This is a genomic window from Micromonospora echinofusca (assembly GCF_900091445.1).
GTDB lineage: Bacteria > Actinomycetota > Actinomycetes > Mycobacteriales > Micromonosporaceae > Micromonospora > Micromonospora echinofusca.
The window spans coordinates 2,557,127-2,580,818 of sequence record NZ_LT607733.1 but is presented as its reverse complement, the minus strand read 5'-3'; the positions used below and the strand labels follow the sequence as shown (position 1 = coordinate 2,580,818).

Annotated in this window: 21 protein-coding genes and 1 riboswitch; of the genes, 9 read left to right on the top strand and 12 right to left on the bottom strand. The window is 73.3% G+C overall.

What is annotated here, in order from left to right; all coding sequences use genetic code 11:
* Positions 1 to 42: 42 nt before the first annotated feature.
* The 3 genes from GA0070610_RS11425 to pdhA are packed head-to-tail and all read right to left on the bottom strand — an operon-like array spanning position 43 to position 3,595.
* On the bottom strand, positions 43 to 1,419 hold the full coding sequence (locus tag GA0070610_RS11425) for a dihydrolipoamide acetyltransferase family protein (protein WP_089000010.1): 1,377 nt from the start codon (positions 1,417 to 1,419) through the stop codon (positions 43 to 45).
* A complete protein-coding gene (locus GA0070610_RS11420) occupies positions 1,416 to 2,432 on the bottom strand; it encodes an alpha-ketoacid dehydrogenase subunit beta (RefSeq protein ID WP_089000009.1) in 1,017 nt (338 codons plus the stop codon). The genes GA0070610_RS11425 and GA0070610_RS11420 overlap by 4 nt, the downstream gene beginning before the upstream one ends.
* A complete protein-coding gene (gene pdhA / locus GA0070610_RS11415; protein ID WP_089000008.1) occupies positions 2,432 to 3,595 on the bottom strand; it encodes a pyruvate dehydrogenase (acetyl-transferring) E1 component subunit alpha in 1,164 nt (387 codons plus the stop codon). Before pdhA ends, GA0070610_RS11420 begins: the two co-directional genes overlap by 1 nt.
* Before the next feature lie 125 nt (positions 3,596 to 3,720).
* Here pdhA and GA0070610_RS11410 point away from each other — a divergent pair, with 125 nt between their 5' ends.
* On the top strand, positions 3,721 to 4,206 hold the full coding sequence (locus GA0070610_RS11410; RefSeq protein ID WP_231926066.1) for an Lrp/AsnC family transcriptional regulator: 486 nt from the start codon (positions 3,721 to 3,723) through the stop codon (positions 4,204 to 4,206).
* Positions 4,207 to 4,240: 34 nt separating this feature from the next.
* Here the strand turns inward: GA0070610_RS11410 and GA0070610_RS11405 are convergent, their stop codons facing one another.
* On the bottom strand, positions 4,241 to 5,212 hold the full coding sequence (locus GA0070610_RS11405; RefSeq protein ID WP_089003425.1) for a DNA polymerase domain-containing protein: 972 nt from the start codon (positions 5,210 to 5,212) through the stop codon (positions 4,241 to 4,243).
* 145 nt (positions 5,213 to 5,357) lie between these two features.
* Positions 5,358 to 5,588, bottom strand: a complete 231-nt coding sequence (locus GA0070610_RS11400) for a hypothetical protein (protein WP_089003424.1) — start codon at positions 5,586 to 5,588, stop codon at positions 5,358 to 5,360.
* 217 nt (positions 5,589 to 5,805) lie between these two features.
* Between GA0070610_RS11400 and GA0070610_RS11395 the strand changes: the two genes are divergently transcribed.
* The 7 genes from GA0070610_RS11395 (at position 5,806) to GA0070610_RS11365 (ending at position 12,370) form a co-directional block, all read left to right on the top strand.
* Positions 5,806 to 6,861 carry a sigma-70 family RNA polymerase sigma factor gene (locus GA0070610_RS11395; RefSeq protein ID WP_089000006.1) on the top strand — a complete coding sequence of 352 codons (1,056 nt, stop codon included), beginning with the start codon at positions 5,806 to 5,808 and terminating at the stop codon, positions 6,859 to 6,861.
* Between the two features lie 108 nt (positions 6,862 to 6,969).
* A complete protein-coding gene (locus GA0070610_RS11390; protein WP_089000005.1) occupies positions 6,970 to 7,674 on the top strand; it encodes a DUF899 domain-containing protein in 705 nt (234 codons plus the stop codon).
* 2 nt (positions 7,675 to 7,676) lie between these two features.
* Positions 7,677 to 8,399 (top strand): alpha/beta hydrolase, encoded by a 723-nt coding sequence (locus GA0070610_RS11385; protein WP_089000004.1) that lies wholly within the window; start codon positions 7,677 to 7,679, stop codon positions 8,397 to 8,399.
* Between the two features lie 134 nt (positions 8,400 to 8,533).
* Positions 8,534 to 9,265 (top strand): histidine phosphatase family protein, encoded by a 732-nt coding sequence (locus tag GA0070610_RS11380; protein ID WP_089000003.1) that lies wholly within the window; start codon positions 8,534 to 8,536, stop codon positions 9,263 to 9,265.
* Positions 9,249 to 10,118: an NAD(P)H-hydrate dehydratase gene (locus tag GA0070610_RS11375; protein ID WP_089000002.1), complete on the top strand. Its 870-nt coding sequence runs from the start codon at positions 9,249 to 9,251 to the stop codon at positions 10,116 to 10,118. The genes GA0070610_RS11380 and GA0070610_RS11375 overlap by 17 nt, the downstream gene beginning before the upstream one ends.
* A gap of 148 nt (positions 10,119 to 10,266) precedes the next feature.
* Positions 10,267 to 11,754 (top strand): S8 family peptidase, encoded by a 1,488-nt coding sequence (locus GA0070610_RS11370; RefSeq protein ID WP_089000001.1) that lies wholly within the window; start codon positions 10,267 to 10,269, stop codon positions 11,752 to 11,754.
* 115 nt (positions 11,755 to 11,869) lie between these two features.
* Positions 11,870 to 12,370 (top strand): hemerythrin domain-containing protein, encoded by a 501-nt coding sequence (locus GA0070610_RS11365; protein ID WP_089000000.1) that lies wholly within the window; start codon positions 11,870 to 11,872, stop codon positions 12,368 to 12,370.
* Here GA0070610_RS11365 and GA0070610_RS11360 read toward each other — a convergent pair.
* Together GA0070610_RS11360 and GA0070610_RS31105 are read right to left on the bottom strand one after the other, a co-directional pair.
* The gene (locus GA0070610_RS11360; protein WP_088999999.1) at positions 12,339 to 13,265 is read right to left on the bottom strand and encodes a metallophosphoesterase family protein; all 927 of its coding nucleotides are present in this window, start codon (positions 13,263 to 13,265) and stop codon (positions 12,339 to 12,341) included. The two genes, GA0070610_RS11365 and GA0070610_RS11360, sit on opposite strands and share 32 nt — an antisense overlap.
* A gap of 92 nt (positions 13,266 to 13,357) precedes the next feature.
* Complete coding sequence (locus tag GA0070610_RS31105) at positions 13,358 to 13,516, bottom strand: hypothetical protein (RefSeq protein WP_197697827.1); 159 nt, start codon at positions 13,514 to 13,516, stop codon at positions 13,358 to 13,360.
* Between the two features lie 189 nt (positions 13,517 to 13,705).
* Positions 13,706 to 13,795: riboswitch (ZMP/ZTP riboswitch) on the top strand.
* A 17-nt stretch (positions 13,796 to 13,812) separates the two neighbouring features.
* Between GA0070610_RS31105 and GA0070610_RS11350 the strand changes: the two genes are divergently transcribed.
* Positions 13,813 to 15,252: a glycine hydroxymethyltransferase gene (locus GA0070610_RS11350; protein WP_088999998.1), complete on the top strand. Its 1,440-nt coding sequence runs from the start codon at positions 13,813 to 13,815 to the stop codon at positions 15,250 to 15,252.
* Between the two features lie 96 nt (positions 15,253 to 15,348).
* Here GA0070610_RS11350 and GA0070610_RS11345 read toward each other — a convergent pair whose 3' ends face one another.
* The 5 genes from GA0070610_RS11345 to GA0070610_RS11325 all read right to left on the bottom strand — a co-directional run bounded on the left by GA0070610_RS11345 (position 15,349) and on the right by GA0070610_RS11325 (position 23,691).
* Complete coding sequence (locus tag GA0070610_RS11345) at positions 15,349 to 17,013, bottom strand: ribulokinase (protein WP_088999997.1); 1,665 nt, start codon at positions 17,011 to 17,013, stop codon at positions 15,349 to 15,351.
* Between the two features lie 172 nt (positions 17,014 to 17,185).
* On the bottom strand, positions 17,186 to 21,376 hold the full coding sequence (locus tag GA0070610_RS11340; RefSeq protein ID WP_231926183.1) for an nSTAND1 domain-containing NTPase: 4,191 nt from the start codon (positions 21,374 to 21,376) through the stop codon (positions 17,186 to 17,188).
* Between the two features lie 89 nt (positions 21,377 to 21,465).
* Positions 21,466 to 21,837 (bottom strand): CU044_2847 family protein, encoded by a 372-nt coding sequence (locus GA0070610_RS11335; protein WP_088999995.1) that lies wholly within the window; start codon positions 21,835 to 21,837, stop codon positions 21,466 to 21,468.
* 197 nt (positions 21,838 to 22,034) lie between these two features.
* Positions 22,035 to 22,295, bottom strand: a complete 261-nt coding sequence (locus GA0070610_RS11330) for a hypothetical protein (RefSeq protein ID WP_088999994.1) — start codon at positions 22,293 to 22,295, stop codon at positions 22,035 to 22,037.
* 67 nt (positions 22,296 to 22,362) lie between these two features.
* On the bottom strand, positions 22,363 to 23,691 hold the full coding sequence (locus GA0070610_RS11325; protein ID WP_088999993.1) for an aminotransferase-like domain-containing protein: 1,329 nt from the start codon (positions 23,689 to 23,691) through the stop codon (positions 22,363 to 22,365).
* Position 23,692: the final 1 nt, after the last annotated feature.

Sequence of the window (23,692 nt, the reverse complement as noted above, 5' to 3'; positions counted from 1 at the left end):
ACCCGCCGGGAGGCGGAGAGCCGGGGCCGTCGCGGACGCGGGTCAGACGTTGGCGATCAGCACCGCCGGCCGCTCGACGCAGTCGGCGACGTGCCGCAGGAAGCCGCCGGCCACCCCGCCGTCGCAGACCCGGTGGTCGAAGGTCAGGCTGAGCTGCGTCACCTTGCGCACCGCGAGCTGCCCGTCCACCACCCAGGGCTTGTCCACGATCCGGCCCACCCCGAGCAGCGCCGCCTCCGGGTGGTTGATGATCGGGGTGGAGCCGTCGACGCCGAAGACGCCGTAGTTGTTGAGCGTGAACGTGCCACCGGTCAGCCGGGCCGGGGGCAGCGTGCCGGCCCGGGCGGCCGTGGTGGTCGCGGTCAGCTCGGCGGCCAGCTCGGCGGTGGTGAGCCGCTGCGCGTCCCGCAGCACCGGCACGACCAGCCCCCGGTCGGTCTGGGCGGCGATGCCCAGGTGCACCCCGGCGGACTGGACGATCCGCTGGCCCTCGGTGTCGACCCGGGCGTTGAGCTGCGGGTACCGGCGCAGCCCGGACAGGCAGATCCGGGCCAGCAGGGCCAGGATGCTCACCGGCGCGTCCGGGGTCGCCGCGTTGATCGCCACGCGGGTCTCCAGCAGCCCGGTGGCGTCCACGTCCACCCAGATGGTCACCTCGGGGATCTCCCGCCGGCTGCGGGAGAGCTTGTCGGCGATCACCTTGCGGATGCCGGTCAGCGGGACGACGAGGTCCTCCGCGCCGGGGACGGCCGACGGGGCGGGCTCGTCCGGCACCGCGGCGAGCCGGGCGGCGGGCGTGGCCGCCTCGGCGACGGCGGCCTCCACGTCCGCCCGGCGCACCACGCCGCCGGGGCCGGTGCCGCGCAGGGCGGCCAGGTCGAGGCCGTGCTCGCGGGCCAGCCGGCGCACGATCGGCGAGATGACCAGGGGCGCCGACGCGGCGTCCGGACGGTCGGCAAGGGCGGCCGGGCGCTCGACCGGGGCGGGCGCCGCCGACGCGGCGGGGGTGGGATCGGGCGCGGCCACGAGACGGGGGCGCCGACGCCGCCGCCCCGCGCCGCCGTGGCCGGTGCCGTAGCCGATGAGGACGTTGCCGGAACCGGCCCGTTCCTCCTCGCGGTAGGTGGCGTGCCCGGCGGGCTCGTCGCCGGCCCCGCCGTCGCCGTCGAGGGGCGCGATGGTGATCAGCGGCTGGCCGACCGGGCGGGTCTCGCCCGCCGCGCCGTGCAGCGCCACGACCCGCCCGGCGTACGGGCAGGGCACGTCGACGACCGCCTTGGCGGTCTCCACCTCGACGACGCTCTGGTCCACCGTGACCACGTCACCCACGGCGACCCGCCACTCGACGATCTCGGCCTCGCTCAGCCCCTCGCCCAGGTCGGGCAGGAGGAAGACCTGCGTACCATCCACGGTGGTCACGCCGCGCTCCCCCGGCTCAGCCAGCGCCCGTCGGGCTGGTCGTCCCACTGGAGCCGGGCCACCGTGTCGAGGACCCGGTCCACCGACGGCAGGTGGGTGTGCTCCAGCATCGGCGCCGGGTACGGGATGTCCAGCCCGGACACCCGCAGCACGGGGGCGTGCAGGGCGTGGAAGCAGCGCTCCTGCACGCGGGCGGCGATCTCGGCGCCGACCCCCGCGAAGCCCTGCGCCTCCTGGATCACCACGCACCGGCCGGTGCGCCGGACCGAGGCCGTGACGGTCTCGTCGTCGAACGGCACGATGCTGCGCACGTCCACGACCTCCAGGTCCCAGCCCTCCTCGCGGGCGGCCTCGGCGGCCTCCAGCGCGACCGGCACCGCCGGCCCGTACGCCACGAGCGTCGCGTCGCGGCCGGGGCGACGCACGACCGCGCGGCCGATCGGCGCGGTGGTCGTGGAGAGCTCCGCCTCGGCGCTGGAGAAGTAGAGCTTCTTCGGCTCCATGAACACGACCGGGTCGGGATCGTCGATCGCCTGGCGCAGCAGCGAGTACGCGTCCTCGACCGTGGCCGGGGTGACGACCTTCAGGCCCGGGGTGTGCGCGTAGTAGGCCTCGCTGGAGTCGCAGTGGTGCTCGACGCCGCCGATGCCGCCGGCGTACGGCACCCGGATGACGATCGGCACGCTGAGCGCGCCCCGGGTGCGGTTGCGCAGCTTCGCCACGTGCGAGGCGATCTGCTCGAACGCCGGGTACGCGAACGCGTCGAACTGCATCTCGACCACCGGGCGCAGCCCGGACATGGCCATGCCGACGGCGAAGCCGACGATGCCGGCCTCGGCGAGCGGGGTGTCGAAGCAACGCTTGTCGCCGAAGCGGGCCTGGAGGCCGTCGGTGATCCGGAAGACGCCACCGAGCGCCCCGACGTCCTCGCCGAAGACGACCACCCGGTCGTCGTCGAGCATCGCGTCGGCGAGCGCGGCGTTGAGCGCCTTCGCCATGGTCAGGGTCGCCATCAGCGCTCACCCTCCTCGTCCGCGGCGGCGGCCAGCTCGGCGCGGACCTGCTCGCGCTGCTCGACCAGTTGTGGGGTGGGCTCGGCGTAGACGTGGTCGAAGAGGCTCATCGGGTCGACCGTCGGCTGCGCGTTCATCCGGGTGCGCAGGTCGGCGGCGTACGCCTCGGCCTCCTCGGCGACCGCGGCGACGGCGGCGTCGTCGAGGGCGCCGCGCGAGCGCAGGTACGTCTCCAGCCGGACCACCGGGTCCCGGTCCCGCCAGGCCTCGACCTCGGCGCCGTCGCGGTAGCGGGTGGCGTCGTCGGCGTTGGTGTGCGCCTCCATCCGGTAGGTGTGCGCCTCGACCAGGAACGGGCCCTTGCCGGAGCGGGCGTGCTCCACCGCGCGGGTGAGCACCGCGAGCACGGCCACGGGGTCGTTGCCGTCGACCTGCTCGCTGGGCACGCCGTAACCGACGCCCTTGTACGCCAGCGACGGGGCGGCGGTCTGCCGCGACAGCGGGACGCTGATCGCGTACCGGTTGTTCTGCACGAAGTAGACGACGGGGGCCTTGAACACGGCGGCGAAGTTGACGCCCTCGTGGAAGTCGCCCTCGCTGGTGGCGCCGTCGCCGATGAACGCCAGCGCCACGGTGTCGCGCCCCTGGTACGCCTCGCCGTAGGCCACGCCGGCGGCGTGCACGCACTGCGTGGCCAGCGGGGTGCACTGCGGGGCGGTGCGCCGCTCGGCGGGGTCGTACCCGCAGTGCCAGTCCCCGCGCAGCAGGGTCAGCACCTCGACGGGGTCGATGCCCCGACTGACGAGAGCCATCGACTCCCGGTAGGTCGGGAAGACCCAGTCCGACTCGCGCAGGGCGAGGACGGCGCCGACCTGGCAGGCCTCCTGGCCGCGCGAGGACGGGTAGACGGCCAGCCGGCCCTGCTTGGTCAGCGCGGTGGCCTGGACGTCGAAGCGGCGGCCGACGACCATCCGCCGGTACATCTCGACGAGCGCCTCGACGGGCGGCTCGGGGTAGGCGGCGGGGGCGCGCAGCGGCGTACCGGTCGGATCGAGCAGACGGACGGGTTCGGTGGCCGGCAGCAGCGGCTTGGCCGGGTCGGGCGGGGTGGCCGCCCGGCGGCTGCGCGGGGCCCTGCGGACCGCCTCGGGTGTGGTCGTCACGGCGGGACCTCCTGGACGTGTGGTGGGCCTATGCTCCTGCTGTCGGATGATTGACTCAAGATCCAGGACAAACGCGGGACGGATGGCATGGGACGGGCAGCGAAGTGAGCCAGGAGTCCGGGGGCGTGGCGGAGCCGGCAGCCGGAACGGGACGTTCGGCGCGACCGCTGGACGACGTCGACCGGCGGATCCTCGACGAGCTGGTCCGCGACGGCCGCACGTCGGTGCGTACCCTCGCCGAGCGCATCCACATCTCGCGCACCAACGCGTACGCCCGCGTCGAGCGGCTGCTGCGCGACGGCGTGATCACCGGCTTCCGGGCCCAGGTCGCGCCCGAGGCGGCGGGGCTCGGCACCTCGGCGTACATCGCGCTGAAGATCGAGCAGAACACCTGGCGCGAGGTGTCGGCGGAGCTGGCCCGGGTGCGCTACATCGAGCACGCCGCCCTGCTCGGCGGCGACCACGACGTGCTCGCCCTGGTCCGGGCGCCCGACAACGCCACCCTGCGCGACGTGGTGCTGGGCCGCGTGCAGAGCATCGCCGGCGTACTCTCCACCCGCACCTGGCTGGTCTTCGAGGAGTTCGACGGCGAGCGCAGCCCGTGGGAGTGAGCCGGCGCGGCGGCCTCCCCGCCGGCCGGTCCGCTCAGCGCTCCGGCGGGGCCTCCAGGCCCTCCCGGTCGGCCAACTCCAGCAGCGGCTGGAGGGAGAACCGCCGGTCGTCGAGGCCCGCGTGCGGGTCGCCGCGCCCGGCGAACCGGGCGGGCATCGTGGTCACGGCGAAGTCCTCCGGCCGGGCGTCGTCCAGCTCCGACCAGTCCAGCGGCGCGGAGACCAGCGCCTGCGGGGTGGGGCGGATGGAGTACGCCGAGGCCATCGTGTGGTCCCGGGACATCTGGTTGTAGTCGACGAAGACCGGCCGGTCCCGTTGCTCCCGCCACCAGGTGGTGGTGACCAGGTCCGGCAGCCGGCGCTGCATCTCCCGCCCCAGCGCCAGCACCGCCCGCCGGCAGTCGCCGAAGCTCCACCGGGGCTCGATGGACAGGTAGACGTGCAGGCCCCGTCCGCCGGTGGTCTTCGGGTAGCCGGTCAGCCCCAGCTCGGCGAGGAACGCGCGCACCTCGTGGGCCACCGGCACCACCTGGTCGAAGCCCACCCCCGGCATCGGGTCCAGGTCGATGCGCAGCTGGTCGGGCCGCTCGACGTCGGCGGCGGAGACCGGCCACGGGTGGAACCGCAGCGTGCCCAGGTTGGCCGCCCAGATCACCACCGCCAGCTCACCGGGCGCGACCTCGTCGGCCGTACGCCCGCTGGGGAAGGTGATGTGGGCGGTGCGCACCCAGTCGGGCGCGCCCGCCGGCAGTCGCTTCTGGTAGAAGGCGTCGCCCCGGTTGTCCTGCCGGGTGCCGATCTTCGCCCCGTCGAAGACGCCGCGCGGCCACCGCTCCAGCATGGTCGGGCGGTCCCGCAGGGCGCGCAGGATGCCGTCGCCGACGGCGAGGAAGTAGCGCACCACGTCCAGCTTGGTCAGCCCGAGTTCCGGGAAGTACGGCTTGTCGGGGCTGGAGACACGCACCAGCCGCTCCCCCACCTGGATCTCCTCGGCCGGCGTCGCCACGTGCACACCGTAACCCGCCCGGTCGGCCGGCACGCCGCGTCACGGCCCGCGCCGACCGACACGGATCCCGCCGGGGTCGACGCCGGGCACGCGCGCCGGCGGCCGGGTGGTCCGTGCGCGGAGCCCCGGCCGCCGGCGGCGGGACTCAGCTCATCTCCTCCTGGAGGCGCGAGATGAGCATCCGCTTGCCCTGCTCGCCCGCCTTGCGGTTGTTCTCCTGGATCTTCCGGAACCAGGTGGCCAGTTCCGTGTCGCCCCGCGCGTCGGCGTCGGCGATGTAGTTCTCCAACTGCCAGATGTGCTGCAACGACATCTGCAGCGCGTGGATCAGGTCGTAGTTCTGGTCCTTCACCGGGCTCGCCGGCTCCCTGACCATCGTGGCCACGGCACACCTCCCCGTCTCGGTGATCGATGGAGGCAGCGCTTACCCGGCCCGGCCGCGATCACGCCCCGGGCACGGGGCACCCCGGCGGACTGGTCGAGGCCTTCCGGGCTGGAATCGGACGCCGGTGACGACTCCGTCGTCGTCGGTCGTCGTACCGGTGGGTTACGGTGCGTCGATGATCCGGTGACCGGGACGGGGGAGACGGTTCGTGGGCGAAGGTGACGCGGGATCGGGCGGGAGCGGGGCGACCGCGGCCGGTGCGGCCCTCCGGTCGGGCGACGAGCATGCCTTCGCGGAGCTGACCGACCGGCACCGGCGGGAGTTGCAGGTGCACTGCTACCGGATGCTCGGGTCGTTCGACGACGCCGAGGATCTCGTGCAGGAGACGTTCCTGCGGGCCTGGCGCAGCCGGGAGAGCTTCCAGGGCCGCTCCACCGTGCGGGCCTGGCTCTACCGGATCGCCACCAACGCCTGTCTCGACTTCCTCGACCGCCGTCAGCGGCAGCCCGGTCCGCTCGTCGCGCCGAGGTCGTCCCGGGTCCCCGGGCCCGGCCGGGCCTCGTTGCCGCAGGCGGAAATCCCCTGGCTCCAGCCCTATCCGGACCGGCTGCTCGATCCGCCCGCCCCGCCGGACGTCGAGCCGGACGCGGCTCTGGTGGCCAAGGAGACCATCGAGCTGGCGTTCCTCGCCGCGATCCAGCACCTGCCGCCCCGGCAACGGGCGGTGCTCATCCTGCGCGACGTGCTCGGCTGGCCGGCGGCGGACACCGCCACGCTGCTCGACGGCACGGTCGCCGCGGTCAACAGCGCCCTGCAACGGGCGCGCGCCACCCTCCGGCAGCGCCTGCCGCAACGGCGGACGGAGTGGCCGGCGGCGACCGACCCGAGCGCCGAGGAACGGGCGGTGCTCCAGCGGTACGTGACGGCGACCGAAAGCGCCGACCTGACGGCGCTGGCGGCGTTGCTGCGCGAGGACGCCCGCTTCACCATGCCGCCCGAGCCGACCTGGTACGAGGGACGGGACGCGATCATCGAGTGCTGGGCGCCTGCGCTGATCGGGCCGACCGCCTGGAAGGACTGGTGTCACGTGCCCACCCGGGCCAACCGCCAGCCCGCCGTCGCCTGCTACGTGCGTGGGCCCGGCCGGCCCCGCTACCACGCGCTGGGCCTCGACGTGCTCCGCATCGAGGCTGGCGAGGTCGTGGAGGTCACCGCGTTCCCTCCCCGCGTCTTTCCGGCCTTCGGGCTGCCGATGACCCGTTGACGGACGGCGGCGGCGATGAGTTCTCAGCCGCCCCGCCGTCTCAATGGGGTGGCCGGCGGTGCGGCGCGACGCTGACGTCGCCGGAAGGACGGAGGCAGGAGAGAAACCATGGCCCAGCCGAGAGTTGTCAGCCGAGACGAGTGGGAGGCGGCGCGTGCCGAACTGCTCGTCAGCGAGAAGGAGCTCACCCGGGCACGCGACGCGTTGAGCGCTCAGCGGCGCCGGCTACCGATAATCCGGATCGACAAGGAGTACGTCTTCGACTCCCCGGACGGTCCGGTGGATCTGCCGGGTCTGTTCGACGGTCGTCGCCAGCTCATCGTCCGGCACTTCATGTTCCACCCCGACTGGGACGAGGGTTGCGTGGGCTGCTCCCTACAGGTCGACAACCTCGGCCACCCGGCTCACCTGCACGCCCGGGACACCAACCTGGTGCTGGTGTCCCGGGCGCCGCTGACCAGGATCGAGCCGTTCCGGCGGCGGATGGGGTGGACTGTTCCCTGGTTCTCGTCCTTCGGTGGGGACTTCAATCCCGACTTCGGGGCCACCAGGGACGACGCGGAATGCTCCGGGCTGAGCGTGTTCCTCCGCGACGGGGCGGACGTCTTCCACACCTACTCGGCCTTCTCCCGGGGCGGCGACGCGTTGATCAACACCTACAACTACCTCGACCTGACGGCGTTGGGCCGACAGGAGGAGGGGCTGGAATATCCGCAGCAGTGGTGGCGGCACCACGACCGGTACGACGACCGGCGCCACGACGCGCTGCCCGCGCGCGCCGTCGGCCACTCCCCGGACCTGGAGGATCACTGACAGTGGCGACCTACGTGTTGATCCCGCCCGCGGGCAGCGGCCCCTGGTACTGGCACCTCCTCGCGGAGCAGTTGCGGGACCGGGGGCACGACGTGGTGGCGGTCGACCTGCCGTGCGCCGACGACTCGGCGGGGCTGGCGGAGTACACCGACGCCGCCGTCCGGGCCATCGGGGACCGTACGGACCTGGTCGTCGTGGCTCAGTCGTTTGGCGCGTTCACCGGCCCGCTGGTGTGCGACCGGGTCCGCGTCGACCTGCTCGTGCTGCTGACCCCGATGGTGCCCCGCCCCGGCGAGTCGCCGGGCGAGTGGTGGGGCGGCACCGGCTACGCGCAGGCCAGGCGGATCCAGGCCGAACGCCAGGGCTGGACGCCGGAGCAGGACGAGGACCCGAACGTCGTCTTCTTCCACGAGCTGCCGCCCCGGCTGGTCGAGGAGGCCACGGCCAACGCCCGGGACCAGTCGGGGACGCCGTTCGAGAGGCCCTGGCCGCTCGCCGCCTGGCCGGACGTGCCGACCCGGGCGCTGCTGTGCCGGGGTGACCGCTTCTTCCCCATCGACTTCCTGCGGAAGCTGGTCTCCGACCGGCTGGGGATCAGCCCGGACGAGATGGACGGTGGGCACCCGGTGGCCCTGAGCCGGCCGCGGGAGCTGGCCGACCGGTTGGAGGAGATCCGGCGGGAGGTCTGCGAGGTCGCCCGCCCCACGTCGGATCGCCGGCGCTGACCGGCGCGCCGGGGCCGGTGCGGAATCGGCACCCCGGCGCGACCCGGCGCACCGTCTCCGTCCGCTGCCCGGGCCGAACGACACCGGTGGCGGGCGCGGTTATCCGGGGCGGGCTTGCGGGTAGGGGTTGCCGCATGGCGGAACTGGCGACGCTCTGGATCATCCGACACGGTGAGAGCACGGCGAACGTGGCGGCCACGGCGGCCGAGGCCGCCGGCGCCGAGCTGATCGACCTGACCCACCGCGACGCGGACGTGCCGTTGAGCCCGACCGGTGAGGAGCAGGCCCGGGCCACCGCGCGCTGGTTGGCCGGGCTGCCCGAGGCCCGCCGGCCGGACGTGGCGGTGGTGTCGCCGTACCTGCGGGCGGTGCAGACCGCCGAGCTGGCCCTGGCCGGCACCGGGATCCCCCTCAGCCGTGACGAGCGGCTGCGCGACCGGGAGCTGGGCATCCTGGACGGGCTGACCGGGCAGGGGGTGCGCCGACGGCACCCGGAGGAGGCGGCGCGCCGCGACCGGCTCGGCAAGTTCTACTACCGGCCGCCGGGCGGCGAGTCCTGGACCGACGTGGCACTGCGCCTGCGCGCCCTGCTCGGCGACCTGCGCCGCGACCACGAGGGCCGGCGCGTGCTGCTGTTCGGTCACGACGCCCTGGTCTTCCTGACCCGCTACCTGGTGGAGGGGCTCACCGAGGCGGAGCTGATGGCGCTGACCCGCGAGCAGGTCGTCGCCAACTGCTCGATCACCGGCTGGTCCGCCGGCACCGACGGCCGGCTCGCCCCGGACGTGTTCAACGACGTCGGTCACCTGCACGCGCAGGGCGCCCGGCCGACCAGGGAGGACGAGGTCCATGCCGAACCGGTCTGACACCCGCGTGATCACGCCCGGGCTGCTGCGGGACTGGGCGCTGCCCGTACCGACCGGCGGCAAGGAGGCCCGGGGCACGGTGCTGGTGGTCGGCGGCTCGCGGTTCACCCCCGGCGCGGTGCTGCTCGCCGGCGTGGCCGCGTTGCGGGCCGGGGCCGGTGTGCTCCAGCTCGCCGCCGCCGAGTCGACCGCCGCCGCGCTGAGCATCCAGGTGCCCGAGGCACTGGTGGTGGGCCTGCCGGAGACCGCCGACGGGGCGGTCGCGGGACGGCCCGGTGAGCTGCTGGACGAGCTGGTGACGCAGGCCGACGTGGTGGCCCTCGGCCCCGGGCTGAAGGACATCGACGAGACCGGCCGCCTGCTGCGCCTGGTGCTCGACGCCGCCGGCCCGGAGACGTCGCTGGTGCTCGACGCGTACGCCCTGGGTGCCCTGAGCCACGCCCCGGACCTGCTGGTCGGGTCCGGTCGGCCGGTGGTGCTCACCCCCAACCTCACCGAGGCCCGGCACCTGCTCGACCGGAAGCCCGGCGACGACCTGGACGCCGAGGCCACGGAGCTGGCCCGCCGCTACGACGCGGTGGTCTCCCTCTACGGCCACATCGCCACCCCCGACGGCCGCAGTTGGCGGGAGGAGAGCGGCGACGCGGGCCTGGGCACCTCCGGCAGCGGGGACGTGCGCGCCGGGCTGCTGGCCGGGCTGCTGTCGCGGGGGGCGGAACCGGCGCAGGCCGCGTGCTGGGCGGCGTTCGCCCACGCGGTGAGCGGTCAGCGGCTGGTCCCCCGGTTCGGCCGGATCGGCTTCCTCGCCCGGGAACTGCTCGACGAGATCCCGCACACCCTGGCGACCGTCTGACACCTTTCGTCGGCCCCGCACGGACGCGTGTAACGCTGCCCGGCTCCGTGGCGCTGGTGCTTGCGGAGGCGTGCATTCCGCCCGCCTCCCGCCGGTCGCTCCCCGCCAGGGGGCGTACCCCGGCTGGAAACAGCCCCTGGGAGTCTGTGTGAAGAACCTCCGTCGCAAGACACTGGCTGCCGCGTCCGCCGTGACGCTCGGCGTCGGCCTCGCCGTCGCCGGCGGGGTGGCCCCGGCGGCGTCGGCCGCCGGCCCGGACACCACGTTCCTGGTGCTCGCCCCGCAGGGTGCCAAGACCGACAAGGCGGCCGCGCGCGTGGCCGCCGCCGACGGCACCGTGGTCGCCAGCTACGACCAGATCGGCGTGCTCGTCGTCCGGTCGACCAACCCCGACTTCGTCACGGACGTGGCGGGCGCGGGCGTCGACTCGGTGGCGTCCACCGCCGGCCTGGGCACCGCCCTCGAAGAGGGCGAGACCCTGGAGGTCTCCGCGGCCGAGGCGGTCAACACGACCGCCGACCCGACCAAGGAGCCCCTCTTCGGTCAGCAGTGGGACATGCCGATGATCGATGTACCGCAGGCCCACGCCGTCAACGCCGGTCGGGCCGACGTGGTGGTGGGCGTGCTGGACAGCGGCATCTCGTCCAGCCACCCCGATCTGGCCAGCCAGATCGCGAAGAACAAGAGCACGTCCTGCCTCGGTGGCGTCACCGACACCACCGAGTCCGCCTGGAACCCGACCACCTCCGACCACGGCACGCACGTGGCCGGCACCATCGCCGCCGCCGTCAACGGCGTCGGCGTGGCCGGTGTCGCCCCGGGCGTCAAGGTGGCCGCCGTCAAGGTGGTCAACGACGACGGCTACATCTTCCCGGAGGCCGCGGTCTGCGGGTTCATGTGGGCCGCCGAGCAGGGCATGCGGGTGACCAACAACAGCTACTACATCGACCCGTGGCAGCTGAACTGCCGCAACGACGCACGCCAGCGTCCGGTGTGGAAGGCGGTCCAGCGGGCCCTGCGTTACTCGCAGAGCAAGGGCGTGCTGCACGTGGCGTCCGCGGGTAACAGCAACTGGGACCTCGCCCACAGGATCACCGACACGGGCAGCCCGAACAACGGGACGCCCGAGGAGCGCGAGAACCTCACCAGCTCCTGCCTCGTCCTGCCGGGTGAGGCGCCGGGCGTGGTGACGGTGTCGGCGGTCGGCCCGACCGGGGAGAAGAGCTACTACTCCTCGTACGGCCAGGGCGTGGTCGAGGTGACGGCGCCGGGTGGCGACACCCGCTTCCGTACCCGGGGGATCAGCTCGACCCTCTCCGACGGCATCCTGTCCACCACCTACAACACCACCACGAAGACCAACGGTTGGGGCTACAAGCAGGGCACCTCGATGTCCTCGCCGCACGCCGCCGGCGTGGCCGCCCTGGCCGTCTCGGCGCACCCGGGCATGACGTCCGGCCAGCTGTCGGCCTTCCTGGGCAACACCGCCGAGGCGATCGCCTGCCCCGGCGGCGTCTACAACCCGGTGCCGCTGATCGCGGCCGGCCCGAACGCCTACGACGCGACCTGCTCCGGCGGCAAGCGCAACGGCTTCTACGGCGCCGGCATGGTCAACGCGTACAACGTGGTGAAGTAGCAGGCACGGCACGACCCGTGGTGGGGCCCGGCGGATCACCGCCGGGCCCCACCCGTTTTCGCTGCTCACCACGGGGGTACGGGAGGAGTCGTCAGACGAGCCGAGGAGGTCGACGGTGTCCACCGATGCCATCGTGGTGTTGAAAGAGGACCACAAGGAGATGCGCCGCCTGTTCAAGGCGTTCCAGGACGCCGAGGAGGGCCCGGCGGCGCGGCGGCAGAAGCTGGTGAACGAGATCCTGGAAGCCCTCACGGTGCACACCTACCTCGAGAACGAGGTGATGTACCCCGAGGTCCGCAAGCTCCTGCCCGACCTGGAGGACGACATCCTCGAGTCGTACGAGGAGCACCACGTCGCCGACGTGCTCTGCGCCGAGCTGTTCGCCATGGACGCCGGCGACGAGCGCTTCAACGCCAAGACCACCGTGCTGATCGAGAACGTCCTGCACCACGTCGAGGAGGAGGAGCAGGAGTGGTTCCCCAAGGTGCGCGAGGCACTCGGCCGTAAGCAGCTCCAGGAGATCGGCGAGCGGATGATCGCGCTGCGCGCGGACGCGCCGCGCAAGCCGACCGACCCGAAGGCGATCAAGAAGTCGCTGGACGCGGTGACGGCCTGAGCGGACGGGACTCCACGGGCCCCGGTGCGCCGGGGCCCGTCGTCACGTCCGGGGGCGCGGGCAGGATCCGCCGCAGTGTCGGTGGCGCGGCGCGGGGCCGCCACTCCCGGGGGTAGCCCACCGAGACCTCCTCGAACCGCACCCCGTCGTGCCAGGTGGTACGGGGGATGTGCAGGTGGCCGTAGACCACGGCGGTGGCGTCGAAGCGCAGGTGCCAGTCGGCGGTGGACTCGGTGCCGCACCACTGGGCGAAGATCGGATAGCGCAGCACCCGGGTCGGCTCGCGCAGCAGCGGCCAGTGGTTGACCAGCACCGTCGGCAGCCCCGGCTCCCGCTCGGCGAGCCGACGCGCCGTCTCGGCGACCCGGGCGGCGCACCATGCGGACCGGCTCGGGTACGGGTCGGGGTGCAGCAGGAACTCGTCGGTGCACACGACCCCCACCCGGTACGCCTCCTCCAGCGCCGCCTCGGGGGTGTCGAGCCCGTCCGGGCGCCAGCTGTGGTCGTAGAGCAGGAACAGCGGCGCCACCAGCACCGGGCCGCCCTGCCCCCGCCACACCGGGTACGGGTCCTCCGGGGTCAGCACGCCCAGCCGCCGGCAGACGTCGACCAGGTACGCGTAGCGCGCGGCCCCGCGCAGCGCCACCGGATCGGCGGGCGGGGTCCACAGCTCGTGGTTGCCCGGCGCCCAGAGCACCTTCGCGAAGCGGCGACTGAGCAGGCCGAGGGCCCACTCGACGTCGGCCACCGTGTCGCCCACGTCGCCGGCGACCAGCAGCCAGTCCCGCGGCGACCCGGGGCGCAGCCCCTCGACCACCTCCCGGTTGCCCGCGTGACCGACGTGCAGGTCGCTGATGGCGAGCACACTGCCGCCCTCGCCGTCCTCCCCCGCCATGCCGCTGATCCTAGGCAGCGACGGGCCCCACCGCGAGGGTCACCCGCGCCACCGGCCGGGCCCGACGGACCGCCGCCGGGCCCGGAAAGGGCTCAGCTTCCGCAGCCCGGCTCGGCCATCCTGCGGTGCTGCGCCGCCTTGAGCCGGTCCGGGGCGATCTTGCCGGCGGCGGTCTGCACCTTGTTGAGCAGGGAACCCGCGGTCACCGTCTGGTCGCCGCGCATCATCGCCGCGAGGCCCTGCTCGGCCACGGTCCGCGGTCGTCCTTGCGCCCGGAGCCGACCCGGGTGTCCTCCATCTCGGCACGGTCGAAGAACTCCGTGTCGGTCGGCCCCGGGTGTGCTGTGCCCCGCCGCGAGCCGGTCACGCCCCGCGTCGGTGCCCGCCCGCCCCGCCGCGCGAGGTGGGCCGGGAACCGCCGGGACGGACCCGGTAGGATCGGCACGGGCCGTGACTGGCGCGTGGGGATGGACAACCATCGGGAAGCGGTCCCGTCATGAGGACGCATGCCGAGCGCCTGGGCCTTCCGCACGTCACTGGAGGTCGCATGTCGTCGCTGAACGCCGAATCCACCGCCTTCCGCAGCGCCCTCGAGGTGATCCGCGCCGTCGAGCCGCGGGTCGCCGACGCCATCGGCGCCGAGCTCGCCGACCAGCGCGAGTCGCTCAAGCTCATCGCCAGCGAGAACTACGCCTCCCCCGCGACCCTGCTGACCATGGGCAACTGGTTCAGCGACAAGTACGCCGAGGGCACCGTCGGGCGCCGCTTCTACGCGGGCTGCCAGAACGTCGACACCGTCGAGGCGCTCGCCGCCGAGCACGCCCGGGAGCTGTTCGGCGCCGCGCACGCGTACGTGCAGCCGCACTCCGGCATCGACGCCAACCTCGTCGCGTTCTGGGCGATCCTGGCCGACCGGGTGGAGTCGCCCGCGCTGAAGAAGGCCCAGGTGCGGCAGGTCAACGACCTCACCGAGGCCGACTGGTTCGCGCTGCGCCGCGAGCTGGGCAACCAGCGGATGCTCGGCATGTCGCTGGACGCCGGCGGCCACCTCACCCACGGGTTCCGGCCGAACATCTCCGGCAAGATGTTCGACCAGCGCAGCTACGGCACCGACCCGACCACCGGGCTCGTCGACTACGACAAGGTCGCCGAGGCCGCCCGCGAGTTCAAGCCGCTGATCCTGGTCGCCGGCTACTCGGCGTACCCGCGGAAGGTCAACTTCCGGATCATGCGGGAGATCGCCGACTCGGTCGGCGCCACCTTCATGGTCGACATGGCGCACTTCGCCGGCCTGGTCGCCGGGAAGGTCTTCACCGGCGACTTCGACCCGGTGCCGCACGCGCACATCGTCACCACCACCACGCACAAGTCGCTGCGTGGCCCGCGCGGCGGCATGGTGCTCTGCCAGCCCGAGCTGGCCGACCAGGTCGACCGGGGCTGCCCGATGGTGCTCGGCGGCCCGCTGCCGCACGTGATGGCCGCCAAGGCCGTCGCCCTCGCCGAGGCCCGCCGCCCCGACTTCGCCGACTACGCCCAGCGGATCGTGGACAACGCCCAGGCGCTCGCCGACGGGCTGCTGCGGCGCGGCGGCAAGCTCGTCACCGGCGGCACCGACAACCACCTGGTGCTGATCGACGTCTCGGGCTACGGCCTGACGGGCCGGCAGGCCGAGCAGGCGCTGCTCGACTCCGGCATCGTCACCAACCGCAACTCCGTGCCGCAGGACCCGAACGGCGCCTGGTACACCTCCGGCATCCGGGTCGGCACCCCGGCGCTGACCAGCCGGGGCCTCGGCACCGCGCAGATGGACGAGACCGCCGAGCTGATCCACACCGTGCTCAGCCAGACCAAGCCGGGCGCCAACCCGGACGGCACCGCGTCCAAGGCCAAGTACGTCCTCGACCCGGCCGTCGCCGACCGGGTCGCCAAGCAGGCCAGCGACCTGCTGACCGGCTTCCCGCTCTACCCGGCCGTCGACCTCGGCTGAACGGCGCCACCCGACGCCCCCGCCCGACCCACGAGCGGGGGCGTCCCCGTCCCTACCCGCCCCAGGGCGGCGGGGCGGGGTGGGGGGACCGGAGGGCTAGTGGGGGTGGTGGCGCAGGGCGCGAAGGCGGTGCAGGACGTCGGTGCCGCCCCGGCCGAAGTGGTCGTGCAGGGCGCGGTACTCGGCGTACAGCTCGTCGTAGGCCGCCGATCGGGCCGGATCGGGGTGCCAGGTCTCGCGCCGGCCGGCGCCCATCGCCGCCGAGGCGGCCGGCACGTCCGGGTACGCCCCGGCGGCGACCGCCGCGTGGATGGCCGCGCCCAGCGCCGCCGGGTGGGCGGAGTCGAGCACGTGCAGCGGCCGGTTGAGCACGTCGGCGTAGATCCGCAGCAACAGCCGGTTGTCGGTCAGCCCGCCGGCCACGGTCAGCTCGTCGACCGTCACCCCGGCGGCGGTGAACGCGTCGACGACGGTCCGGGCGCCGAAGGCGGTGGCCTCCAGCAGCGCCCGCCAGATCTCCTCCGGCCGGGTGGCGAGGGTCAGCCCGACCAGCACGCCGCTCAGCTCGTGGTCCATCAGCACCGAGCGGTTGCCGCTGTGCCAGTCCAGGGCCAGCAGCCCGTGGCCGCCCACCGGCTGGTCGGCGGCGAGGGTGTCCAGCAGCTCGTACGGGCTGATCCCCCGGCGGCGTGCCTCGTCGGCGTAGTGGGCCGGCAGGGCGTTGCGGGCGTACCAGGCGAAGATGTCGCCGACCCCGCTCTGCCCCGCCTCGTAGCCCCACGCCCCGGCGGTGACGCCGCCGTCGACCACGCCGCAGACGCCGGGCACCTCGCGGTACGTCTCCGCGTTCATGATCAGGCAGGTGGAGGTGCCGAGCACCGCGAGCATCCGGCCGGGCTCGACCGCGCGGGCCGCCGCGGCGGTGACGTGCGCGTCGATGGCGCCCGCCGCGACGGCGGTCCCGGCCGGCAGCCCGGTCCACCGGGCGGCGTCGGCGGTCAGCCGGCCGGCCTGGGCACCCGCCGGTACGAGCGGGCCGTCGACGCGGGGCAGCAGCCCGTCGAGGCGGGGGTGCAGGGCGCGCAGGAACTCCGCCGACGGGTACCGCCCGTCCTGCCGTAGCCCCTTGTAGCCTGCGGCCGGGACGTTGCGGGTCTCCCGGCCGCAGAGCTGCCAGACCAGCCAGTCCGCGGCCTCGATGAACCGCTCCGCCCGCTCGAAGACGGCCGGGTCCTCCTGGAGCACCTCCAGCGCCTTGGCGAGCTGCCACTCGGCGGAGACCCGGCCGCCGTAGCGGGGCAGCCAGCTCTCGCCGCGCGCGGCGGCGACGTCGTTGATCCGGTCGGCCTGCCGCTGGGCCGCGTGGTGCTTCCACAGCTTCGGGTACGCGTGCGGCCGCCCGGCCAGGTCGGGCAGCTCGCACAGCGGGGTGCCGTCGGCGAGGGTGGGCAGCATCGTGCAGGAGGTGGCGTCGACGCCGATGCCGCACACGTCCTCGGGCCGGACCCCGGCGGCGCGCAGCGCGGCGGGCACCGCGACGCGGAGCACCTCGCGGTGGTCGTCGGGGTGCTGCAACGCCCAGTCCGGCGGCAGCGGCGTCCCGTCGGGCAGCCGCTCGATGATCACCCCGTGCCGGTACGCGTGGACGGCCTCGCCCCGTACGGTGCCGTCGGCCACGTCGACCACGACGGCCCGACCGGAGAGGGTGCCGAAGTCGACCCCGACGACGTACCGGGGTGGGCCGGCCGCCGGCTGTGTCACCGCTGCTCCTTTCGCCGCGACGCGCCGGTGCCCGGGCGGACGGCCGGTCAGCGGCGGCGGGAGGAAACGCTACCGGTGCCGAAGGACCGGGTGGCGCTGGGGACGAGGGCCGGGTACGGGGGTGCCGGCACGGTGAAGCGCGACCAGCAGCCGCACCGCGAGGCCCGGCAGGTCAGGAAGGGCAGATCCGGGTTGGCAGGCCCCGGGAGAGCCCTTCGCGTTCGTCGTCGGTCAGCTCACGACCGACAACGGCGCACAGGTGCCCCTGCCAGAGCGCGGGATCGAGGCGGAGCAGTTTCAGACGGCCTCCCACCGGAGGCGAGTACAGCACCGACGTGCCGCCTTTCGTGGCGGCGAGGAAGCCCTCGTCCTCCGCGAAGACGTACGTCTCCCGATAGCCGGGATCGTCAGCCTGCAACAGGCGTATGGAGTTCCTGTTGGCCAGGAAGAACCCGGCCCCTCCGGTACCGCCCGCCACCCACCGGTTCTCCCTCAGCGGCCCGAGCGGGCCGGCCACCCGCTGCGACGGTCGCCCGCGGTGCACCGACCACAACTCCACCATCCGGCCTGTGGTCATCACCACCAGGTAGCGCGGATCCCCCAGCGGGACAGCCACGAGGAGATCGTTGCCGAGGCGTACTCGATGCTCCTTGGCCTCCTCGCCAGTGAGCAGATTGATGGCGTACACCTCCGGTTCGCCGGTAACGGTGACTGCCGCGTGCCCGGGAAGGGAGTGGCGGCCCACGAAGTAGGTCGGTTGGTCCGCGCCGCTGGTGAGCCCAAGCTCGCGCAGGTCGATCGACGGCGCCAGGCGGCGCCCCGCGCGGGCGTCCCAGTACTCGACCCGGGTGCCGGATTGGGTCACCAGCCGCTCGTCGCTGTGAAAGAGGAACTGCAGCAGCTCCGGTTTCCCGTCGGCGTCGACGGGTGGTGCCGCAGTGGTGAACTCGGCCACCTGGCGCAGCGACGGCAGTGCCCGCACAGAGATCCGGTGGTGGTCGGACACGTCTGCCACCAGAGTCTCGGCGTTGTTGACCTGGAGGGGCTGCTTCGCGTCCGGCGGCGTCCGGGCATCGCTGACCACTTCGGCGATGGTCCGCTGCGCCCCTTCCGTCTCCATGATCCGCAGTCTGTCGCCGTCCTTCCCCACGCGGACCACCATCGTGCTCCCGTCGCCCAGCAGCTTCGGCGGGCTGTACGCGACGTCACCGGTGTCCTTCACGAGCGCCCAGCCGGTCACCATGCTGTCGTTCCGGGTGACCACGACAGGCTCGTGGGCGGTCCCCAGCAGGGGCAGGTGGGCGATCCTCTCCAGCGAGTCGGGCCCGAAGAACCGCACTGCGCCGTCCGGCGCCGTCGTGGCGTCGACGAGGTCCCACTCGCCGGTCCGCACCAACACGGCGAAGCGCTCACCCCTGGCGTCCACCGCCACTTCCCGACAGGAGGTGTCGTCTCCACGGCGGTAGCGACTGAGCACCTGTCCGTCCGCCACACGGACAGCCTGGTAGTGGGCCGCTCCGATCGAGTCGGGAGCGGTGCCCTCCTGCCGGCACACGACCGCCACGCTGCCGTCAGCCGACACCGCGTTGCCCGAGTAGTCGACGGCGCCGGCCAGGTCACGTACGGTGCCGGAGTAGATGTCGACCGTCGCCATCGAGGCCTGTCCCGCTCCGGCGCGGTGCGCCACCAGCGTCTCCTCGTTCGGCCCGAACCACACGTTCGTGAGCCCGGAGACCTGGGCCGGTAGGGTCCGTGGCTGTCCCGTTTCCAGGTCCCAAACCTGCCCCGGCCGTTTCGAATCCGCCGCCGGCACCGCGACCAGTCTGCGGGCCTCCGGCGAGAAGTCCATGATGTGGGTGGCGCCCAGGGAGCGTTCCTCGAGTGCGCCCTGTAGCGGGTGCGCGGGCCCTGCCAGCTGCTCACCCGTGGGCGTCACGTCGTGCCAGGCGATCACACCGTCCGCGTCGCGCAGGTAGGCGATCCGCCGGCCGTCCCGGCTCACCGCCGGAGACAGAGCATTGTCAGCCAACCGAAGCTGCTCCTGCCGCACCCGGCCCTCGGCCGTCCGGACGAAGAGGGTGGCCCGGCCGCTCTCGGTCGTCACCAACGTCACTGCCGCGTCGGCGCTCGTCGCCGCCGCCGCGATGTTCCCTTCGGCGTCGGTCAGGGTCCACGCCGCGTCCTTGAGTTCCAGGTACCCGCGCATCAACGCGCTACGAGCCTCCTGCGTCGGCGCGATCCCGTACCCCGCGAGCGCGGCCAGGACGGCCGCCCCCGGGTTGGTGCCGGTCAACTCGTCCGACTGGACCGCCAGCGCCCGCGACCGACCCTCCGCCTCCCGCTGAGCCCTCACCTTCGACTCCTGCACCAGGAACGTGCCCAGTCCGACGACCAGGGCGAGGACCAGACCTGCGGCAGTCCATCCCGCACGCACCCGGACCCGCTGCGCGCGTCGCCGACGGTGGGCCTGGGCCAGGAAATGCCGCTGCTCGCCGGTGAGATCCGCCTCGCGCCCCCGCAACCGCGTCTCCAGGGCCGCGAGCTGAAGGGCGCCGGGTAGCAGATCGGCCGAGCTATCGGCCCTGCGCCATCGCTCCAGGTCGTGCTGCACCTCCGCACGCCCCGCGAGGAACTCGGCATCGGCCCGGACCTGCTCCGCCAACGCCGGCCACGCCGTGACCAGCGCTTCGTGCGCCAACTCCGCGCTCTCCGGGCGGCCGTCGGCACCGGACAGGACCAGCAGGCGCCGCTCGGCGAACGCGAGCGCGAGGCGCCAGCGTTCCTCGCCGGCCTCCTCGCGCGTCAGCACCCGCCGCAGTGGAGCCTCACCACCCGGCAGCAGCCGTACCAGTCCGGTGAGCAGCCGCCGAGCCTCCACCTCGGTCTCGGCGCTGACGCACTCCCGCCACGCCTGTTCGGCGTGTAGCCGCAGCGCACCGGTCACACCACCAAGATCGTTGTAGGTCTCGGCTCGAAGGCGCCCGGCGGCCCGTCTGTCCCACAGCCGCGCCAGGACGAAGCCGAGCAGCGGCAGAACCCCCGGCTCGCCGCCCGCGTCGTCCAGAATGCGCCGTTCCAGCCCGGGGTCGTACTCGACCACAGGTATCCGCCCGAGTGGCTCGGTCACCACCTGGTGCAGCTGGTCGCGGGTCATCGGGGTCAGTGGTAGCGTCACCCCGCGACGTAGTACGGACCCCAGGTGCTCGTGACTCAATGCGGAGTCCATGAAGTCGGCGCGCAGGGTGGCCAGGACCCGCAGGTTGGTCGGTTGCCGGTGCGGGAACAGCAGCGCGACGGTCTCGGCGATCTCCGACTCTGAACGGTTCAGCAGGGCTTCGGCCTGGTCGAGGACGACCAGCAGGCGGGCCGCCGATCGCCCTGTGGCCCGGTGGAAGGTGTCCGTGATCCCCAACTCGCACAACCAGCGTTCCACCTGATCGGCGCTGTCCACCCAGCCGGAGTCGGGCCATCCCGCACGCACCGTCTCGAAGAGTTCCGTCGCGATCGCCGCTCTCGGGGACGTGATGCGGCCGGCGTCGACCACCAGGACGTCGTAGCCGGCCCGACGCATCCTCGGTACCACACCGGCGAGCGCAAGCGACGACTTGCCGCAGCCTGAAGGACCGTAGAGGATGACGCTCGGCTCCGTCCCCCGCAGCGCGGTGACCACCTGCGTCGCCTCGTCGTCGCGGCCGAAGAAGACTTCCGCGTCGGCTTCCTGGAAGGTGGCAAGTCCACGAAAGGGCGTCGCCGGGACAAGCACGTCACCCAGTTCGGGTATCTCCCGCGCCAGTGTCTTCGTACGCATGACGAACGCCTGCTGTGCCTCGCGCACCGGCTGGGCCGCGACCACCATGCCGACCGCCGCGCCCAGGTCGTCGTCCCAGACGGGGCTGCCGCTGAAGCCTCGCTTGATGTGGCTGGCCTGCCCGTCCGCCCGCGACAGCTGTACCCAGCCACGCCCGGTGCGCCCACGGAACCTTCCTCGATGCCAGATCCCGTCCGGATGGTCGTCGGTGAATCCCACCACCCGCGTCTCGTGGTCCCACACACTCTCGGCGTCGACCATCGGCAGCGGGCGTGCACCGGGAAGCGCGGCGCGCAACCGCAGCACGGCCACGTCCCCGCTCTGGTCAGCGCGGATCGGCACCCACCGCCACACCTCCGCCGTCCCCCGGCACGCGTTCCGGTCGCTATCGGCCAGCGGCAGCTCGACGATCACCTGGGCCTCGACGTCCGGCGCTGCCTCGCGAGGCAGGCCGAGCGCGTCGGACACCACATGAGCGCAGGTGAGGACGAGGTCCGGGGCGACAACGAAGCCGGCACCGCCGACGGTGCCGTCCGGACCGATGACCCGAACCACCGCCGACGCCAGTGCCAGCTCCGGCTCCGGCGCTCCACGACGCCTCTCTCCGGGCACGTCGACCTCCCCGCGCGATGAAGCTCGTGTGGTCAGATTCCTTGCGGACCGCCAGCCGGATCGCCCTCGTCTCTCCTGTTCCAGGTGAGACTCACTGAGAAGTTGGCAGCCGTCGAGACACCCGCGATGACGATCTTCGCATCGGACGACAGGGACAGGCCGAACTCCAGCGTTGCCTCGTCCGGGAGCTGAGCCATCGCACGGCACTGGCCGACGAAGGCGTCCGCCACCGGGCGGACGACCTCAAGCATCTGCCCAAGCGACTGCTCAGCCCGTGCCATCGCACGACCACCACGGCCGACCCGCACCAGGCTCTCGTCCACCTCGTCCACCTGGACCCTGACGACGCCTTCGCCATCCCCCAGAGGCACCTCGACCGTATGGCCGGGCTGGCCCTCACCCACCGCAGCACATCTTCGGCAGCACGCAGGTAACCGCTTCCATGAGTCTCCCCCGTCAAGGTCGGCGAACCACCCAAGATAGCGACACTTGCCAATCCATTGCGGTAGCGAGTCGACTACCCGACAGGTCCGGCGGTCCCGGAAACGAGGAACCTCACCCGCCTACCGGCAAGGCCACGCCGAGGCTTCGCAGCGCCCGGTCAGCCCACCGGCCGCTTCAGGTGGTAGCGGTGCACCTCGGTGCTGCCCTGGACGTTGTTGACGTCCTCGGCGGCGGAGACCAGCTCCCAGCCCTCCCGGCCGGCCCGGTTGAGGTGCGCGATCGCCGTGTCGCCGTACGCCGTGATGTCCCGGCGCGACCCGTCCGGGCCGTACCAGGTGAAGCTGACGTGAAAGGCGCGGCCCTGCCCCTGATAACGGCGGACCAGCAACGCGTACTCCCAGGCGACCATGGCGTCCATTATGAGTGTCCACCCAGGACGACGAAACACGGGTGGTCGCGCTTTGCCATGCGGTGAACGCGGTGTGTCATCCCACCTCGGCGGTCGCCGCCCGGCGGGCCGTCTCGTCGGCGACCAGCGCGGCCAGCCGGTCCAGCCCGAGGTCGATCTCGTCCGGGGTGACGGCGCTGACCGACAGCCGCAGCGCGTCGACGGGGGCACCGGCGGCGTAGAAGTGCGCCATCGGCGTCCAGAGCACCCCGTACTCGCGGGCGGACCGGTGCAGCAGGGCGTCGTCGACGCCGAACGGCACGGTGAGCACGACGAAGAAGCCGCCGGCCGGGACGTTCCACCGCACCGGCGAGGTCCCCGCCGGGAAGCGCCGGGCCAGGCCGTCGAGCAGGTGGCGCAGGTTTCGACCGTACGCCGCCCGCTCCCGGACGGTGGCCGCCACCAGGCTGCACCCGTGCTCCAGCAGCGCCCCGCCGACCACCGCCTGGGCGATCGCCGACGTGTTCACCGTGACCATACTCTTGATCTTGGCAAGCTGGTCGGCGAGGAGACTCACCGTGCCGTCCGCGCCGGCGACGCGCTGGTCGGCGACCACGTAGCCCACGCGGGCGCCCGGCAGCACCGTCTTGGCGAAGGAGCCCAGGTAGACGACCCGTCGCGCGGAGTCCAGCGCCTTGAGGGTGGGCAGCCGCCCGGCGTGCGGGGCGGGGAAGAGGCCGTACGGGTTGTCCTCCAGCAGCAGCAGGTCCTCCTCGGCGGCCAGGTCGAGCAGCCGCCGCCGGTCGGTCAGGCCGATGCTGGTGCCGGACGGGTTGGCGAAGTCCGGCATCACGTAGCAGGCGCGCGGGCGCAGCCCCGCCGCCCGGGCCACGCGTACCTGCTCGCGCAGGTCGGCCAGGTCGATGCCGGCGGGACCGCCCCGTACCGGCCGCACCGGCAGGTCCAGCAGCCGGGCGGCGCCGGTCAGCCCCACGTACGTCGGTGCGACGGCGAGCAGCACGTCGCGCGGGTCGGCCCGCAGCGCCCGCAGTACCAGGAACATCGCCTCCTGGCAGCCGACGGTCACCACGATCGCCTCCGGGTCGACCGTGACGTCCTCGTCGACGGCGAGGTTGCGGGCGACGAGGTGGTGCACGATGCCCTTGGTGCGGCCGTACTGCAACAGCGTGCGGTGCACCTGCGCGGGGCTCTGCCCGAGGTCGTCGGCCAGGTGCCGGCGGAACCTGTCCAGGTGCCGGTGCAGCGCCGCGACGTCGAGGAACTCCTCGTACGGCCGGCCGGCCGCCAGCGACACCGCGTCGGGGTAGTGCTGGGCCACCTCGTTGAGGAAGTTCATGGAGTTCAGCGCCGGGTCGTCGACCGCCGGGTGCAGGTCGGCCACGCGCAGGTCCACCGTCTCCGTCACC